16 protein-coding genes are annotated in these 15,679 nt (G+C 64.1%); 9 read left to right on the top strand and 7 right to left on the bottom strand.

Annotated features, from left to right (window positions below):
- Positions 1-15: 15 nt before the first annotated feature.
- Together CZ338_RS01500 and CZ338_RS01495 are read left to right on the top strand one after the other, a co-directional pair.
- Positions 16-1,161: a DNA recombination protein RmuC gene (locus tag CZ338_RS01500; RefSeq protein WP_087116439.1), complete on the top strand. Its 1,146-nt coding sequence runs from the start codon at positions 16-18 to the stop codon at positions 1,159-1,161.
- Positions 1,162-1,212: 51 nt separating this feature from the next.
- The gene (locus CZ338_RS01495) at positions 1,213-1,875 is read left to right on the top strand and encodes a DUF6542 domain-containing protein (protein WP_143341227.1); all 663 of its coding nucleotides are present in this window, start codon (positions 1,213-1,215) and stop codon (positions 1,873-1,875) included.
- Here the strand turns inward: CZ338_RS01495 and CZ338_RS01490 are convergent.
- Positions 1,872-2,831: a 4-hydroxy-3-methylbut-2-enyl diphosphate reductase gene (locus tag CZ338_RS01490; protein WP_087116435.1), complete on the bottom strand. Its 960-nt coding sequence runs from the start codon at positions 2,829-2,831 to the stop codon at positions 1,872-1,874. The two genes, CZ338_RS01495 and CZ338_RS01490, sit on opposite strands and share 4 nt — an antisense overlap.
- Positions 2,832-2,930: 99 nt before the next feature.
- On the opposite strand from CZ338_RS01490, the gene xseA reads away from it, so the two are divergent.
- Both xseA and CZ338_RS01480 read left to right on the top strand, forming a co-directional pair.
- Positions 2,931-4,178: an exodeoxyribonuclease VII large subunit gene (xseA, locus tag CZ338_RS01485; protein ID WP_087116433.1), complete on the top strand. Its 1,248-nt coding sequence runs from the start codon at positions 2,931-2,933 to the stop codon at positions 4,176-4,178.
- Positions 4,179-4,212: 34 nt separating this feature from the next.
- Positions 4,213-4,512: an exodeoxyribonuclease VII small subunit gene (locus CZ338_RS01480; protein ID WP_087116431.1), complete on the top strand. Its 300-nt coding sequence runs from the start codon at positions 4,213-4,215 to the stop codon at positions 4,510-4,512.
- Here CZ338_RS01480 and CZ338_RS01475 read toward each other — a convergent pair.
- Positions 4,509-5,111 (bottom strand): DUF4245 domain-containing protein, encoded by a 603-nt coding sequence (locus tag CZ338_RS01475; RefSeq protein WP_087116429.1) that lies wholly within the window; start codon positions 5,109-5,111, stop codon positions 4,509-4,511. The two genes, CZ338_RS01480 and CZ338_RS01475, sit on opposite strands and share 4 nt — an antisense overlap.
- A 202-nt stretch (positions 5,112-5,313) precedes the next feature.
- On the opposite strand from CZ338_RS01475, the gene glpX reads away from it, so the two are divergent.
- From glpX to CZ338_RS01455, 4 genes are all read left to right on the top strand, one after another.
- Positions 5,314-6,321, top strand: a complete 1,008-nt coding sequence (glpX, locus tag CZ338_RS01470; RefSeq protein WP_087116427.1) for a class II fructose-bisphosphatase — start codon at positions 5,314-5,316, stop codon at positions 6,319-6,321.
- Positions 6,322-6,524: 203 nt separating this feature from the next.
- Positions 6,525-7,922, top strand: a complete 1,398-nt coding sequence (locus CZ338_RS01465; RefSeq protein ID WP_087116425.1) for a class II fumarate hydratase — start codon at positions 6,525-6,527, stop codon at positions 7,920-7,922.
- 175 nt (positions 7,923-8,097) lie between these two features.
- Positions 8,098-8,709 carry a TetR/AcrR family transcriptional regulator gene (locus tag CZ338_RS01460; RefSeq protein WP_162287284.1) on the top strand — a complete coding sequence of 204 codons (612 nt, stop codon included), beginning with the start codon at positions 8,098-8,100 and terminating at the stop codon, positions 8,707-8,709.
- On the top strand, positions 8,703-10,241 hold the full coding sequence (locus tag CZ338_RS01455) for an MDR family MFS transporter (RefSeq protein WP_087116420.1): 1,539 nt from the start codon (positions 8,703-8,705) through the stop codon (positions 10,239-10,241). The genes CZ338_RS01460 and CZ338_RS01455 overlap by 7 nt, the downstream gene beginning before the upstream one ends.
- Before the next feature lie 82 nt (positions 10,242-10,323).
- Here CZ338_RS01455 and CZ338_RS01450 read toward each other — a convergent pair whose 3' ends face one another.
- The 4 genes from CZ338_RS01450 to CZ338_RS10935 form a co-directional block, all read right to left on the bottom strand.
- On the bottom strand, positions 10,324-10,908 hold the full coding sequence (locus CZ338_RS01450; RefSeq protein ID WP_087116772.1) for a GNAT family N-acetyltransferase: 585 nt from the start codon (positions 10,906-10,908) through the stop codon (positions 10,324-10,326).
- A 45-nt stretch (positions 10,909-10,953) separates the two neighbouring features.
- Positions 10,954-12,282 (bottom strand): PhoH family protein, encoded by a 1,329-nt coding sequence (locus CZ338_RS01445; RefSeq protein ID WP_087116419.1) that lies wholly within the window; start codon positions 12,280-12,282, stop codon positions 10,954-10,956.
- Positions 12,283-12,473: 191 nt separating this feature from the next.
- Positions 12,474-13,052 carry an LGFP repeat-containing protein gene (locus tag CZ338_RS01440; protein ID WP_087116417.1) on the bottom strand — a complete coding sequence of 193 codons (579 nt, stop codon included), beginning with the start codon at positions 13,050-13,052 and terminating at the stop codon, positions 12,474-12,476.
- Between the two features lie 64 nt (positions 13,053-13,116).
- The gene (locus CZ338_RS10935) at positions 13,117-13,959 is read right to left on the bottom strand and encodes a LysR family transcriptional regulator substrate-binding protein (RefSeq protein WP_204211798.1); all 843 of its coding nucleotides are present in this window, start codon (positions 13,957-13,959) and stop codon (positions 13,117-13,119) included.
- A gap of 22 nt (positions 13,960-13,981) precedes the next feature.
- Here CZ338_RS10935 and CZ338_RS01430 point away from each other — a divergent pair, with 22 nt between their 5' ends.
- Entirely contained in the window at positions 13,982-14,332 is a 351-nt protein-coding gene (locus CZ338_RS01430; RefSeq protein WP_087116415.1) for a DUF5997 family protein, read from the top strand.
- Here the strand turns inward: CZ338_RS01430 and glyA are convergent.
- On the bottom strand, positions 14,329-15,618 hold the full coding sequence (glyA, locus tag CZ338_RS01425) for a serine hydroxymethyltransferase (RefSeq protein WP_087116413.1): 1,290 nt from the start codon (positions 15,616-15,618) through the stop codon (positions 14,329-14,331). The two genes, CZ338_RS01430 and glyA, sit on opposite strands and share 4 nt — an antisense overlap.
- Between the last annotated feature and the right edge of the window lie 61 nt (positions 15,619-15,679).

Below are 15,679 nucleotides of genomic sequence, written 5' to 3'. Positions count from 1 at the left end.
GCAATGGTGTGGTGCATGAGCACCGCTACCGCCGCCATCCTGATCGTTGTCGTAGCCGTTCTCGCTTTCGTGGCGGGGACCTTTGTCGGCGCAGCGTTCTATTCAGTGCGCTCTGCGCGCCACGACCAAACGGCCGGTGCAGGATCCGCCGCCCCTGCTGAGGTCTCCCCCGAGACCCGCGCACTTGAAGCTGAGCGGCAGCGAGAACTGGACCGTCTCGGACACACCATGGAGCAATTGTCCGCCCAACTGCGCGAAATGGACGAGGACCGGGCAGTCGCCTACTCGGCTCTCGCCGGACAGGTGCAGGCAGTCACACGGGCATCCACGCGGTTGGGCGACCGGACCGATCAGCTCGTCGCCGCCCTCCGCTCCCCCAACACCCGGGGGCGCTGGGGCGAAATGCAGCTCGAGCGCGTCGTGGAACTCGGCGGGATGACCCGGTACTGCGATTTCGATGTGCAAGCCACCGCCTGGGTCGACGGTCAGATGGTGCGCCCCGACATGGTCATCCGGCTCAGCCGCGGACGCAACATTGTCGTCGACGCGAAAGTCCCTTTCGGGGCATACCTGGATGCGTTGAGTACCGAGGACCCGGAAGAGAAGCAGGGCTATCTGCGCCGGCACAGTCACCTGGTGCGCAGTCATGTGGGCACGTTGGCGTCGAAAAGCTATGTGGAGGCGTTTGCTCCGACGCCGGAATTCGTCGTACTGTTCATGCCCGCGGACCCGTTCCTCGATGCCGCCCTCGAACAGGACCCGGAACTGCTTGACTTCGCATTCTCCCGTGGAGTCGTTCTCGCCACACCGACGACCCTGTTCGCGCTGCTGCGCACCGTCGGCCTCGGATGGCAACAGGAAACTATCGCGGAGAAAGCACAGGAAGTACAGCGTCTAGGCGCACAGCTGTACACGCGTCTCGGCACAATGGCCGAGCACTACAACCGTCTTGGCTCCTCCCTAGACAAAGCGGTCGAGGCCTTCAACGCCACCCTCGGCTCCATGGACTCCCGCGTCATGGTGACTGCCCGCCGACTCAAGGATTTGGACGTTCCCGCGCATTCGTCGGCTGCGCCCGTTACGCTGAATCCCGTTTCTTCGCGGGCTCGCACCGCCATTTCCCGCACTGAGGAGGAGACCCCGCAAGAAAAATGGGGGTAGCCCAGCCGAGTGACAACGAGCCCGCAACGCCTGCGGGTAACATGTTTCATCGTGTCTCATGCTTCACCCCGCTCCTCGTCCGCGTCCGACTCGACGCTCATGGGCTTCTCCACGGGATCCGGCATCGGCATCATCATCGCCGCGCTCGTGACCGGCGGGCTGATTGCGCTGTATAACGAGGCAGTCGGCATGCCGTTCCTCATTCTGTTCGCGCTGGCATCAATCGTCGTCACCACATTTGTGAACCCGAAAGGGCTCTTCCTCACCGTCGCGTCGATTCCGCTGCTGTACGCGTTCTTCCTTCTGCTCACGGGCACGCTGAACGCGTATTTCCAGCTCCCGGAAGGGCAGACATCCCTTGGCAAGACATCAGCGCTGCTGATCGTTTACCCGTTGACGCAGTACTTCCCGGTGCTCATCTTCGTCGCCCTGGGCACCACGCTGATCGCCCTGCTGCGCATCCGTCTGCTGAAGAAGCAGAACGAGGACATCCGCGCGCGCGAGGAGCGTCAGCGTCGCAGTGTCAGCGCGACGAATAGGCGGACGCGCCACGAGGCATCCCGTTCACGTCAACGCGCCACAAGCGCGGAGAGCAAGGTCACCGTCGAGGAACTCCTCGCCCGCCGCGCCGAGCGCCAGAAAAACGCCGAAGGAAGCTCGCGGATAGCAAGCCGCAAGCTTAGCGACGACCTGTATAACCCCGATAACCCCTAAGCCCGAGTCCGCGGCGCCCGCAGATCGCGCGGCAACGCAAACGTGATCGTTTCTGTGGTCGTGGTGACCTGCTCGACATTGTCGTAGCCGCGCTCCCCCAAGTACTCGACGACTTCCCGCACGAGAATCTCCGGCACCGACGCACCCGATGTCACACCGACGGTGGTGACACCTTCGAGCCATGCCTCGTCGATCTGACGCGCGTAATCCACCAGGTAGGCGGCATCGGCACCGTTTTGCAGCGCGACTTCCACCAAGCGCTTCGAGTTTGAGGAGTTCTGGGAACCCACCACGATCATCAGCTCCACGCGCTCCGCGATGGCTTTCACTGCCACCTGCCGGTTTTGCGTGGCGTAGCAAATGTCGTCGCTCGGCGGATCCTCCAGGTTGGGGTACTTCTGGCGCAGACGCGACACGATTTCCATGGTCTCGTCCACCGAGAGGGTGGTCTGGGACAACCAGACAAGCTTCTGGTCCTCGGGAAAGTCTGGTGCAGCCTCGACGCCGTCCACGCCGTCCACGAGGTGGACCACATCCGGAGCCTCGCCTGCGGTGCCTTCCACCTCTTCATGGCCCTCGTGTCCGACGAGCAGGATGTGGTAACCGTCGCGTGCGAAACGCTTGACCTCGTTGTGCACTTTGGTCACCAGCGGGCATGACGCGTCGAGTGCCATGAGGTTGCGCTTCTGCGCCGATTCACGCACGGCCGGCGACACGCCATGCGCGGAGAACACCACGTGAGCACCTTCGGGGACCTCGTCAGTCTCCTCAACGAAGATCACGCCGCGCTGAGACAGCGTCTCCACGACGTACTTGTTGTGCACGATTTCCTTGCGGACGTAAATGGGGGTGCCGTATTTCTCCAGCGCCTTCTCCACGGTTTCCACTGCGCGGTCCACGCCGGCACAGTATCCGCGAGGGGCTGCAAGAAGGACGTTTTTTCCGGTGCTGGACATGGAACCAAGGGTAATGGAAAGGCAGTCTAAAAGGTAAGCTGGCTGGCTCGAGCAGCACCGGACGGCATATGAACAGCACGAGAAAGGGGGCGCTAGCTGATGGCAGGACAACCACCTGCGAGTACACCGGAAACTCCGTGGTCAGTCTCCCAGGTCAACCAAACGGTCAAGCAGTGGATTGAGCGGCTGGGCTGGCTGTGGATCGAGGGACAGCTGACCCAGGTGAACATGAAGCCGACGTGGAAACTGTCGTACCTGACGCTCCGGGACACCCAGGAGCAGATGAGTCTGCAGCTCACCGCGTCGACGGAGTTGCTGCGGAGCATGCCCACACCGCTCAAGGACGGCGACCATGTCGTCGTGCGCGGCAAGCCCGCGTTCTACGCCGGCCGCGGGTCGTTCTCCATGTGGGTCACGGAGATCCGCCACGTGGGCGAGGGCGAACTGCTGGCCAAGATCGAGCAGCTGCGCAAGATGCTGGCGGCCGAGGGGCTTTTCGACGTCTCACGTAAGCGCCCCCTCCCCTACCTGCCCACCCGCGTCGGCCTGATCACCGGCCGGGGCTCCGCGGCCGAACGCGACGTGCTGTCGGTGGCGAAAGACCGCTGGCCCGCAGTGAACTTCCGCGTGATCAACACCGCTGTTCAGGGCGCCAACGCAGTCCCGGAGGTCGTCGAAGCCCTCAAGCTGCTGGATGCCGACCCCTCCGTCGACGTCATCATCATCGCCCGCGGCGGCGGATCCGTCGAGGACCTTCTTCCTTTCTCCGAGGAAGTGCTTCAGCGCGCTGTCGCCGCAGCGACAACTCCCGTGGTCTCCGCCATCGGCCACGAACCCGACAACCCGGTGCTGGACAACGTCGCCGACCTGCGCGCCGCCACCCCGACCGATGCCGCGAAGCGCGTCGTCCCCGATGTCGCCGCGGAATACGAGCTCATCGGCGAGGCCCGCGCCCGCATGGCCGCCGCCCTGCGGGGCTGGGTGCGCCGTGAGCGGCAAGGGGTGACCCAGTTGCGCTCCCGGCCAGTGATGGCGAACCCTCTCACACCGATCACGTTGCGCCGCGAGGAGCTCGACCGCTCCCGCGCGTCTATCCGCCGCGATGTGGCCCGGCTGCTCGCCACCGAATCCGCGGAAGTCCGGGCACTTCGCGCTCAAGTGTCCGCTCTCGGCCCGTCCGCAACCCTCGCGCGTGGCTATGCCGTTGTCCAGGTGCAGCCCCGCGACGGCACGGAGCCACAGGTGGTCACCAGCATCGCGCAGGCACCGCCGGGGTCCCAGCTGCGCATCCGCGTCGGCGATGGTTCCATCACCGCCGCCGGAATGTCCACCACCCCCTCCGAATAAACGACACCCGAGAACCGCTAGGAGACTTAAGACCATGGCAGAGAACACCTTCGGACAAGGCACCCCCAACGAGGACGCTTTCCCCGACCCCGCCAGCTTGAGCTACGAACAAGCCCGCGACGAGCTCATCGAGACCGTCAAGATCCTCGAGCTCGGCCAGATGAGCCTCGACGAATCACTGAAGTACTGGGAGCGCGGCGAAGCGCTGGCCAAGCGCTGCGAGGTGCTTCTCGACGGGGCCCAGCAACGCGTTGAAGCCGCCCTCGGCTCCGCTGACGCTGACACGGACGCACCTGAAGCCAACGACGATTCTGGTGAAGGCGGAGAGAACTAGGAGGTAGCTGGAGCCTGCGCCACCTCGTGCGGCAGCGGCTCTGTTCTGATCGCAGTGGCGAGCAGCTCGCGGAACTCGTCCTCACTTGCTTCGCCTTTCACCAGAAGGCGCACATCTCCGAGCTCGAGGACCCACAGATCGCGGACATCGGCTTCCTCGGAGGTGTAGACGGTGGCGTAGGTGTCACGAGCGGCGTCGATAGGCTGCGTGCCCGTTTTCTCACGCGGCGAGGAATCCACGCGCTGGACTGCGGTCTCCACATCCGCGTCTGTTTGGGTGAGCTGCAGATAACCTTCCTGCGGGGTGACCCACCCAACGACCGGTGCGGGGCTCTCACCGATTGTGGAGCGGCGCGCCGAGTTATTCACCCAGCCCTCCGGCATCAGCGGAAAACGCACCGGAAAATCTACCGCGCGTGCCTCCATGCCCATGAATGTCGCGCCGTCAACCTCCTGGACGGGCCCGTTCTCCGGGCGCCCCGGGTTGAAACTGCACATGCCGGTGAAACCGACAGCGCCCACCATCAGCAGCACAATGACAATGACGTTGATCGTCATGTCCCTGCCATCCTGGAAAATCCGGGGTTTCTCCTTAGCCACGCTAGCCAGTATGGCATGTCCCCCGATTACGCCCGAAATACGGCCACCGTCCCCCAATCAGCCCCAATCAGGTGAGAAACCAGACATGCCGGCCAGCTAAAAGTGCCAGAATGGGTGCAGAGGTGACATCATTTCACTGAATTATTTCACTGAAATTCACCGCAGAATCACCCCCCCACCCAATGCCCAGGAGGCGCACACAATGTCCAACCCCGTTGAAGCTCCGGACCGCAACCTCGCGATGGAACTCGTTCGCGTGACCGAAGCGGCGGCGCTCGCGTCCGGCCGGTGGGTCGGCCGCGGCAAGAAGAACGAGGGCGACGGCGCCGCAGTCGACGCAATGCGCAAGATGATCAACTCCGTAAACATGGACGGAGTCATCGTCATCGGCGAGGGCGAGAAGGACGAGGCTCCGATGCTCTTCAACGGCGAGAACGTCGGCAACGGCCAGGGTGCCGCGCTCGATATCGCCGTGGACCCCGTCGACGGCACCCGCCTGATGGCTGAGGGACGCCCGAACTCCATTTCCGTCATCGCCGCAGCTGAGCGCGGCACGATGTTCGACCCGACGGATGCCTTCTACATGAACAAGATCGCCGTCGGCCCCGAAGCCGCCGGCGCAATCGACATCACTGCTCCGGTGTCGCACAACATCGAGGCTGTGGCGAAGGCCAAAGGCATTGAGACCCGTGACGTCACTGTCGTCGTGCTCGACCGCCCCCGCCACTCCCAGCTGGTTTCCGAGATCCGTGAGGCCGGAGCGAAGGTCCGTTTCATCATGGACGGCGACGTCGCCGGCGCCATCGCCGCTGCCCGCAACAACAACTCCATCGACATCGCCATGGGTGTCGGCGGCACCCCGGAGGGTGTCATCACCGCCTGCGCGCTCAAGTGCCTCGACGGCGAGATCCAGGGCATGCTCGCGCCGCAGTCCGACGAGGAGCGCGAGAAGGTCCTCGCCGCCGGCCACGACCTTGACCGCGTCCTGGGCATCAACGACCTTGTCAGCTCCGACAACTGCTTCTTCGCCGCCACCGGCGTGACCAACGGCGACATGCTCCGCGGTGTCTCCTACCGCTCCGACGGTGCCACCACCCGCTCCCTGGCCATGCGCTCCAAGTCCGGCACCGTCCGTCTCGTCGAGTCCCGCCACAAGCTGACCAAGCTCCGCGAGTACTCCGTCGTGGACTACTCCGGCCCGGGCAACTAGAGCGATTCCGCTACGACTCGGACATACGGAAGCAGCGGCACCGCCGCCTCCACGTCGCCCCCTCAATGCGGGGGCGACTTTCGGTCTTTTCGGCCCCTCTCAACCCCCGGTTGGGCATAATTGCGGGTGGAAAGGCACGCTCGGGCACGCGCCCTTACCGGCACCACCCGAGGACGTGCACGCGACGAACGCAAAGGATGATTATGGCTGATCAGGAATACCGCATCGAGCACGACACCATGGGTGAAGTGAAGGTGCCCGCTCAGGCCCTGTGGCGCGCACAGACCCAGCGCGCGGTGGAGAACTTCCCCATTTCCGGCCGCGGGCTCGAGGCACAGCAGATCCGCGCACTCGGCCTGCTCAAAGCTGCCTGCGCGACCGTGAACAAGGCATCCGGCGACCTCGACGCAGCCAAGGCTGACGCGATCGTAGCCGCCGCGAAGGAGATCGCAGACGGCCAGCACAACGACGAGTTCCCGATCGACGTGTTCCAGACCGGTTCGGGCACCTCGTCGAACATGAACACCAATGAGGTCATCGCGTCCATCGCCAAGGCGAACGGCGTGGAGGTCCACCCGAACGACGACGTGAACATGGGCCAGTCCTCCAACGACACGTTCCCGACCGCGACGCACGTCGCCGCCACCGAAGCTGCAGTCAACGACCTCATCCCGGGCCTGAAGGTCCTGCAGGAGTCCCTGGAGAAGAAGGCCAACGAGTGGAAGGACGTGGTCAAGTCCGGCCGCACCCACCTCATGGACGCTGTCCCGGTCACCCTCGGCCAGGAGTTCTCCGGTTACGCACGCCAGATTGAGCTCGGCATCGCACGCGTCAAGGCCACTCTCCCGCGCCTGGGTGAACTGCCGATCGGCGGCACCGCCGTGGGCACCGGTCTGAACACCCCGGCCGACTTCGGCGCGAAGGTCACCGAGGAACTCAAGAACCTCACCGGCGTCCAGGAGCTCACCGAGGCCGAGAACCACTTCGAGGCGCAGGCCAACCGCGACGGCCTCGTCGAATTCTCCGGAGCAATGCGCTCCGTCGCAGTCTCCCTGTACAAGATCGCCAACGACATCCGCCTCATGGGCTCCGGCCCGCTGACCGGCTTCGCCGAGATCCACCTGCCGGACCTCCAGCCGGGCTCCTCCATCATGCCGGGCAAGGTCAACCCGGTCCTGTGCGAGACCGCTACTCAGGTCTCCGCCCAGGTCATCGGTAACGACGCCGCTGTCGCGTTCGCCGGCACCCAGGGCCAGTTCGAGCTCAACGTGTTCATCCCGGTCATGGCACGTAACGTCCTCGAGTCCGCACGTCTGCTGGCCAACACGGCACGTCAGTTCGCCACCAAGCTTGTCGACGGCATCGAGCCCAACGTCGAGCGCATGCAGACCCTCGCCGAGTCCTCCCCGTCCATCGTGACCCCGCTGAACTCCGCCATCGGTTACGAGAACGCCGCGAAGGTGGCTAAGACCGCCCTGAAGGAAGGCAAGACGATCCGCCAGACCGTCATCGACTTGGGCTTCATCGGCGACGACCTCACCGAGGAAGAGCTGGACCGCCGCCTCAACGTCCTGGACATGGCCAACACCGACCGCAACTAAGATTCCCGCGCGCCTCGGCGCGCTCGAATCCCCCGCTTCCCTCGCAGCTCCCTGTGGCGCTGCGGGGAGGCATCCACACCCTGGCAGTGCAACGCTGTCAGGGTTTTTGGGATTCAAGGGAGCGTCGATAAGCGCGATCTTGCACTTTTTTGCACTCGGTGTAATCTAGCTGCTCGTGGAAAGAGCGAAAAGACGGGAGGAAACGCGCCGGCGAATCATCGACAGCGCGACGGACCTCGTCGAACAACACGGATTCGACAACATCACCGTCGAGGACATCTGCGCTGAAGCCAGCATCTCCCGGCGCACCTTCTTCAACTACATGGAGAGCAAAGACGAGGCCGTCCTCGGCCCGGCGCCTCTCACCGTCACCGACGACGCGCTGCGGCGCATCGCCGAGACGCAGGCAGACAACCTCGTCGCTCTCATCATCTCCGAAACCAGCCTCACCGACGCCGAGAAGCCGGACCGCGCCACTCTCGAACGGCGCCGCCGTATCTTTGCCGCGAACCCGTCGCTGGCGAACATCGCGCTCGCCCGGCGGCGGGCCACACTCCTCGCCATCGCCGACGCGCTTGAGGAGCATTTCGAACGCTACCCTGAAGACCGGTTGGCACCCGAACGCCCCGCCATCGCCGAAATCCACGCCATCGTCGAACTCGTCCAAAACGCGGTGAGCATCTCCGCCTTCAACCCCGAATTCTCCGACCCCGACCACGACCTGCGCGACAACGTCCGCAGCGCCGCGGCGTTCATCACCGACCTCGCAAGGAAACTCGAATGGTAGAAACCAAGGAAAAGGGCCCTAACATCGGGCTCGTCTTCACCGCGCTGCTGATCACCATGCTGATGAGCTCGCTCGGGCAGATGATCTTCTCCTCCGCCCTGCCCACCATCGTCGGCGAGCTCGGCGGCGTCGAGCACATGAGCTGGGTCATCTCCGCGTTCATGGTCACCATGACCATCGCGCTGCCCATCTACGGCAAGCTTGGCGACGGTCTCGGCCGCAAGTGGTTCTACATCTCCGGCATCGCCTTCTTCGTCATCGGCTCCACCCTCGGCGGCTTCGCCAACACCATGACCCTGCTGATCATTGGCCGCGCCGTCCAAGGCTTCGGTGCCGGCGGCATGATGATCAATTCCCAGGCCATCATCGCCGAGGTCGTACCTGCCCGCGAACGCGGCAAGTACATGGGCGTGATGGGTGCTGTCTTCGGCATCTCCTCGGTTCTCGGCCCCGTGCTCGGCGGCTGGTTCACCGACGGCCCGGGCTGGCGCTGGGGTCTGTGGATGAACATCCCGCTTGGTCTGCTCGCCATCACTGTCGCGTCGATCGTCCTCGACCTGTCCAAGGGCCACCGGGATAACTTCCGCTTCGACTGGCTCGGTGCGTCGCTGATGGCCGTGGCGACGTCCACACTCATCCTCGCCACCACCTGGGGCGGCCTACAGTACCCGTGGGGTTCCGCCCGCATCATCGGCCTGCTGGTCACCTCGGCTATCGCCGCAGCCCTCTTCGTGGTAGTTGAGCTGCGCGCCACCGACCCGCTCGTGCCCATGCACCTGTTCACCAACCGCAACATGGCGCTCACCACCGCAGCCAGTGTCGTGCTGGGCATCTCCATGACCGGCGTGATGGCCTACCTGCCGACGTACCTGCAGATGGTCCACTCCATGACCCCGACCGAGGCCGGCCTCATGATGATCCCGATGGTCGGCGGCATGATCATCACCTCCATCGGCATCGGCGCCTTGATCAGCCGCAGCGGGCACTACAAGGCGTACCCGATCGTGGGTCTCGGCGTCGTCGCCGTGGGCTGCTTCCTGCTGTCGCGCCTCACCGTGGATACGGACCTTCTGACCCTCGGCTTCTACATCTTCATCTACGGCTTCGGTCTGGGCATGGTCATGCAGGTCCTCATCCTCATTGTCCAGAACTCCTTCCCCATTTCTGTCGTGGGCACCGCGACGGCCGCCAACAACTTCTTCCGCCAGATCGGCATGTCCGTCGGCGCGTCCGTCGTGGGCACCGTCTTCATCCACAACATGCAGAAGAACATGGAGGACAGGCTGCCGGAAGCGCTCGCGCAGCTCGGCCCGGAAGGCGCGAGATACGCCGAGGCCTTCCAGGGCGGCGGCACCCAATCCATGACGCCGGGCGTGGTCAACCAATTGCCGCAGCCGCTTCACGACGCCATCGCCACCTCCTACAACGACGGTTTGACCCCCATCTTCGTGCTGCTCATCCCCTTGGTGGTCGCAGCAGCCCTACTCCTCCTCCCGGTGCGCGAGGACACGCTGAAGGAGACCGTGGAGTAATTTCTGGGGGCGGTGTCACGCATTAAGCCCGTTGCTGGTGGGGTCCAGCAACGGGCTTTTTGGTCCGTGTGGGCGGTGTGCGCTATTCCGCCTCTACCTCCGCTTTCGTTTCCACTTCCGCATTCATTTCAGCGGCGGGCTTCTTGCCCGGCTTCGGCAGCAGCAGCTCGTAGATATCCGTGTCGCGCCACGTGCCGGCCAGCTCACCGTAGGTCATCTTGGCCATCTGGTGGTACGTGCCCACTTTGACGAAGCCGCGGGACACATGAAGTCCAGCGGAGCCCTCGTTCTCCGGGAAGATCCACGAGTGGATGGCCCACTTGTTCAGGTCCTTGCACGTCTGGATGAGCTTGTCTAACAGGGCACCGGACACACCGCGGCCGCGGGCATCCTCGTGGGTGTAGATCGAGTCCTCCACAACCCCGTGGAACACGGAGCGTGTGGATGCCTGGGCGGCGGCGACCCAACCGAGCACCTTCTCGTCGTTGTCCGCTTCGACGGCGACGAAAACGGTCTCGATGAACTTGTTCGTGGCAAACTTCGCCCACGTCGGCCCCTCAGTCTCGTACGAAGCGTGGCCTGTCCCCAGACCCGATTCGTAGATGTCGCGGACCTGCGGGTAGTCCTCAGGCCGGATGGGGCGGATCCTGAAATCGCGATTCGACATGGCGACCATCGTACAACCGCCTTCCTCTGCCTGTGAATCACCCGCCTAGGCGTGATCCTCGAGCAGGTCGGTGACCAGTTCGGCAATCGGCGAACGCTCAGAGCGCGTCAACGTGACATGGGCGAACAGATCCTGCCCCTTCAGCTTCTCGATCACCGCCTGCACCCCGTCATGGCGCCCCACCCGCAGGTTGTCGCGCTGCGCGACATCATGGGTGAGCACCACGCGAGAGCCACGGCCGAGTCGAGAGAGCACCGTCAGCAAAACGTTGCGCTCGAGGGATTGGGCTTCGTCGACGATGACGAACGCGTCGTGAAGCGAGCGCCCGCGGATATGCGTGAGAGGCAGCACCTCAAGCAGATCACGTGCGGCGACTTCCTCCAACACGTTGTCCGACACGACACCCTCCAAAGTGTCGTACACGGCCTGGGACCACGGGTTCATCTTCTCCATCTCGTCGCCCGGCAGGTAGCCCAGGTTCTGGCCGCCCACCGCATACAGCGGGCGGAACACGATGATGCGCTTGTGCTCCCCGCGCTCCAAGACCGACTCCAGTCCCGCACACAACGCAAGCGCCGACTTACCGGTTCCGGCGCGGCCGCCGATGGAGACGATGCCGACGGTGTCGTCGAGAAGCAGATCGAGCGCGACCCGCTGCTCCGCGCTCCTGCCGGACAACCCGAATGCGTCGGTGTCGCCGCGCACCAGCTTCACACCGCCGCTCGGCGCAACGCGAGCAAGTGCTGACTGCGAGCCCGCATTCAGCGTCAACCCGCAGTGCACCGGGAGGTCGCCTGTGTCGACGGCCGCGAACCCCGTGGCGTACAGCTCGTCGATCTCTTCCCCGGAGACCTCCAGCTCAGCCATTCCCGTGTAGCCGGTCAGCACAACGTCCTGCGCACGGTACTCTTGCGCCGCCAAACCGACCGCGCCCGCCTTCACACGCAGCGGCACATCCTTGGTCACCAAAACGGTGTCCTTGCCCTCCTGCATGAAGTTGTAGGCGCAGGCCAGAATGCGGTTGTCGTTCTCCGGCCCCCGCAGCGCGGCAGGAAGATTCGACTGGTCCTGGTGGTTCAGCTCCACCCGGACGGTGCCGCCGTCAACGTTGACAGGCATAGGCTCATCCAGCCGGTCGTAGTCCTGGCGCAGGTCCTCCAAAAAGCGAAGAGCTTGGCGGGCGAACCAGCCAAGCTCTGGGTGATGACGTTTCTGCTCGAGTTCGGTGACCACCACGAGCGGGAGGACAACGCTGTGCTCCGCGAACTTCCTCAACGCCCACGGATCGGACAAGAGAACCGACGTGTCGAGCACGTACGTTTTCAATGCGGTAGGCGAGGTGAGTTGCTCCGGATTGCGGCCCGCGCTTTCCATCCGAGTCGATCGAGCGCCGGCAGTGTCAAGTTGGCTAACAGAAGGGTCAAACATGAACTTGCTCCCCTATTGCGGTTGCTGGTAGTCAGGACCGTTCCTCTCGGTGCCTGACACCCGCCACACTAAGGGAGCAAGGTGTAAATTACATCGATGTAAGGTTAACTTCCGTTAAACCTCAATCGTGCAGGTCATTAGCTGATTTTAGCGGTGAACTCGCCGTTCTCCTCGAGCCACTCGATGGTGCCGTTCTGGAACTCCTGGATCCAGCCGTTGTCGTCGGAGCGCTTGTCCTCAGCCTTCAGCGGCAGACCGATTTCGTTCTTCAGGCCGCCGTCCTTCTTCCAAGTCTTGGCGATCTCGCCGACAACCGGCACAGCACCCGTCTCCTCGGAGTAAACGATGTTCTTCTCAGCGTCGTACTCGATGAGCGTTGCGCCGTCCTCAGTGGTCTCAACGTTGAACGGGTCGCCCCAGTTGCCCAGGCCGAGCTCCCCCGGAGCGTTAGCGGCGGCTGCCGGAACGACGACCTTCTCGCCATCCTGAGTGGTGATCTCGGTGGTCTCGCCGTCAGCGGCAGCAGCGTCAGAAGCGTCTGCAGACTCGGAAGCGGACTCAGTTGCGGTATCGCCCTCTGCGGTCGCGGAGGTGACGGTAGCAGTGTCGGTCTCGGTCGCCTCGACCTCGGTGACCTCGCCCTCGTCGTTGGAGCAAGCGACCAAGCTAGCGGACAGAGCGATCGCGGCGGCAGATGCAGCAAACTTGCGGTTCATGTTTTGAGTATCCCTTCGTAAACAATTTCTAATGTTGTCCGTTCACCATTATGCAAACTTTGCTTTACCTCCGAGTTTTCCTCACCCCCTTTTTGGGGTGTTTTGACCCAAACCCCTTGCGCTGGCCACTGTTTTTGCCTTTAACTTTACGGTTCGCTTCCGTACGCCCGCGCCCTGCTTTCTGCGTCTCGGCGCCCCTCGAAGAGTTCCGCGTCCTCCCCTTCGCCACACCCACGAAGTCCTGGATCGCAACCGAGTCTTTCTCCACTTCCCACACCAACCCGATGCGCGTCGCGGAGCCTTCTGTCGCGGAGCCTTCTTCCGCGCCCCCTGCCCTGTCTTCCACCTCGGAATCAAGCAGTTCGAGCACAACGACCTGCTTCTTCGACAGCACCTTGAGCAGCGGTGCCGGGGCGAAAGCGATACCGACGTTCGCCGCCACCACTTGCAATGCCGCGCGTAGCTCGTCGATGGACCCACCGGATGCAGGCAGAGCCGCGGTATTGTCGTCTGCTCCGTCACGGTTGCCCGTCTCGGTCGAGCTATCGCCGTCCGCACCCACACCTGCGGCGCCGCTTCCCGCGCGGGCTGCCTCGAAGCGGTAATTGACGTGCTCCCCGGCGAGGTCCGAAAGGCGAACGGCCTCCCCCACCTCGGCGTAAACGGAGTCTTTGGGCACAGCTACACCGGGTTTCTCCGCGTAGAGCTGAACTTGGTGGAACCGCTCCCCCGGGGCGCCGACGCGGGGGTCGGGGAGGCGGAGGAGGGCGAGGTCGGCGGAGCCGTCGATAAGCGATGCGAACGGGTCGTCGCTGGGAATTTCCTCGAGCCCGTGATCCGTGGTGTCGCGGTAGCGCGCGAACCATTTCCCTGGTTCGGTTCCGGTGACGAAGGCGAGGCGCAGCATGCCACGATGCTACCGTTTGGGCATGAGCGAACAGCCGTCAAGCACAGCGATGAAGCCCGCCACCGCCGCGAAGAAACTGGGAATCTATCTGCCCGCGACTCCGCAGGAATTCCAGGATGGCGGCGTCACCCACGCGCAGCTGCGCGAGCTGCAGGACACGCCGCCGGAGTGGTTGGTGAAGCTGCGCGCCGAGGGTCCGCACCCCCGCCCCGAAGTGGCGCGCAAGCTGGGCATCAGCATCACGGCACTGAAGAAGAACGGCATGGATAAGCCGCTGACCACGCAGGAAATCAGAGAGCTCCTCAGCGATCAGCCGGCATGGCTGTCAGAAGCCCGCCGCATTCACGCCGAGGAGCGGAGCACAGAAGACTAGAGCATCTTCCAGTCTTCGAGGCCCGGGTAGAGCGGGAAGTCCGCGGCCAGCTTATCGACGCGCCTCCGCAGCCCCTCCACATCCGCATTCTTACCTTGGGCGAGAGCGGTGCCGATGATGTCTGCCGTCTCGGTGAATGCGGCCTGATCGAAACCGCGGGTCGCCAGCGCCGAGGTACCGATGCGCAGACCGGACGTGACCATCGGTGGACGCGGGTCGTTCGGCACGGCGTTGCGGTTGACGGTGATGCCCACTTCGTGGAGCAGATCCTCCGCCTGCTGGCCATCCAGCTCGGAGTTGCGCAGGTCCGCAAGCACGAGGTGCACGTCGGTTCCGCCGGTGAGCACGTCCACGCCGACCTCCTTGCAGTCGGAGGCGGTGAGGCGCTCAGCGAGGATGCGTGCGCCCTCGAGCGTGCGCTCTTGGCGGTTCTTGAACTCCTCGGTGCCCGCGATCTTCAGCGCGGTGGCCTTCGCCGCGACGACGTGCATCAGCGGGCCACCCTGCTGGCCGGGGAAGACAGCGGAGTTGAGCTGCTTGGCGTAGTCCTGCTTCGCCAGGATCATGCCGGAGCGCGGGCCACCGAGCGTCTTGTGGATGGTGGTGGACACGACGTCCGAGTGCGGGACCGGCGACGGGTGCAGGCCGGCTGCGACGAGCCCCGCGAAGTGCGCCATGTCGGTCCACAGGTACGCGCCGACCTCGTCGGCAATCGCGCGGAACGCCGCGAAGTCCACGGTGCGCGGGTAGGCGGACCAGCCGGCGATGATCACCTGCGGACGGTGCTCCAGCGCCAGCTCACGGACCTTGTCCATGTCGATGAGCATGGTCTCCGGGTCCACCTCGTACGCCACGACGTTGTACAGGCGGCCGGAGAAGTTGATCTTCATGCCGTGGGTGAGGTGACCGCCGTGCGCGAGGGACAGACCCATGATCGTGTCGCCCGGCTTGATCAGGGCGTGGAGGACGGCTGCGTTCGCCTGGGCACCGGAGTGCGGCTGGACGTTGGCGTACTCGGCACCGAAAAGCGACTTCGCACGGTCGCGCGCGATGTCCTCGATGATGTCGACGTTCTCGCAGCCACCGTAGTAGCGGCGGCCCGGGTAGCCCTCCGCGTACTTGTTGGTCAGGACCGAGCCCTGAGCCTGCAGCACGGCGCGCGGAACGAAGTTCTCCGACGCGATCATCTCCAGCGTGTTGCGCTGGCGGGACACCTCCCCGAGGATCTGCTCGTATACGTCTGGGTCGAGCGAAGCGAGGTCTTGGTAGCGGAAGTCTTCAGACATGTTCCGGTGTTCCTTTCGGTACGGCTGTTGTGCGCCAGTATGCACCACTTCACTTTAGACA

The sequence above is a fragment of the Corynebacterium urinipleomorphum genome (genome assembly GCF_900155535.1).
GTDB classification, from domain to species: Bacteria; Actinomycetota; Actinomycetes; order Mycobacteriales; family Mycobacteriaceae; genus Corynebacterium; species Corynebacterium urinipleomorphum.
This window is presented reverse-complemented; position numbering and strand designations above follow the sequence as displayed.

Excerpts from the sequence above, each read along its gene's own strand:
- CZ338_RS01480 (WP_087116431.1), top strand. The coding sequence starts at position 4,213 with ATGGCAGAGAACACCTTCGGACAAGGCACCCCCAACGAGGACGCTTTC.
- CZ338_RS10935 (WP_204211798.1), bottom strand. The coding sequence starts at position 13,959 with ATGCTGCGCCTCGCCTTCGTCACCGGAACCGAACCAGGGAAATGGTTC.
- CZ338_RS01445 (WP_087116419.1), bottom strand. The coding sequence starts at position 12,282 with ATGGAAAGCGCGGGCCGCAATCCGGAGCAACTCACCTCGCCTACCGCA.
- CZ338_RS01465 (WP_087116425.1), top strand. The coding sequence starts at position 6,525 with ATGGCTGATCAGGAATACCGCATCGAGCACGACACCATGGGTGAAGTG.
- CZ338_RS01430 (WP_087116415.1), top strand. The coding sequence starts at position 13,982 with ATGAGCGAACAGCCGTCAAGCACAGCGATGAAGCCCGCCACCGCCGCG.
- glpX (WP_087116427.1), top strand. The coding sequence starts at position 5,314 with ATGTCCAACCCCGTTGAAGCTCCGGACCGCAACCTCGCGATGGAACTC.
- CZ338_RS01490 (WP_087116435.1), bottom strand. The coding sequence starts at position 2,831 with ATGTCCAGCACCGGAAAAAACGTCCTTCTTGCAGCCCCTCGCGGATAC.
- CZ338_RS01455 (WP_087116420.1), top strand. The coding sequence starts at position 8,703 with ATGGTAGAAACCAAGGAAAAGGGCCCTAACATCGGGCTCGTCTTCACC.
- CZ338_RS01440 (WP_087116417.1), bottom strand. The coding sequence starts at position 13,052 with ATGAACCGCAAGTTTGCTGCATCTGCCGCCGCGATCGCTCTGTCCGCT.
- xseA (WP_087116433.1), top strand. The coding sequence starts at position 2,931 with ATGGCAGGACAACCACCTGCGAGTACACCGGAAACTCCGTGGTCAGTC.
- glyA (WP_087116413.1), bottom strand. The coding sequence starts at position 15,618 with ATGTCTGAAGACTTCCGCTACCAAGACCTCGCTTCGCTCGACCCAGAC.
- CZ338_RS01500 (WP_087116439.1), top strand. The coding sequence starts at position 16 with ATGAGCACCGCTACCGCCGCCATCCTGATCGTTGTCGTAGCCGTTCTC.
- CZ338_RS01450 (WP_087116772.1), bottom strand. The coding sequence starts at position 10,908 with ATGTCGAATCGCGATTTCAGGATCCGCCCCATCCGGCCTGAGGACTAC.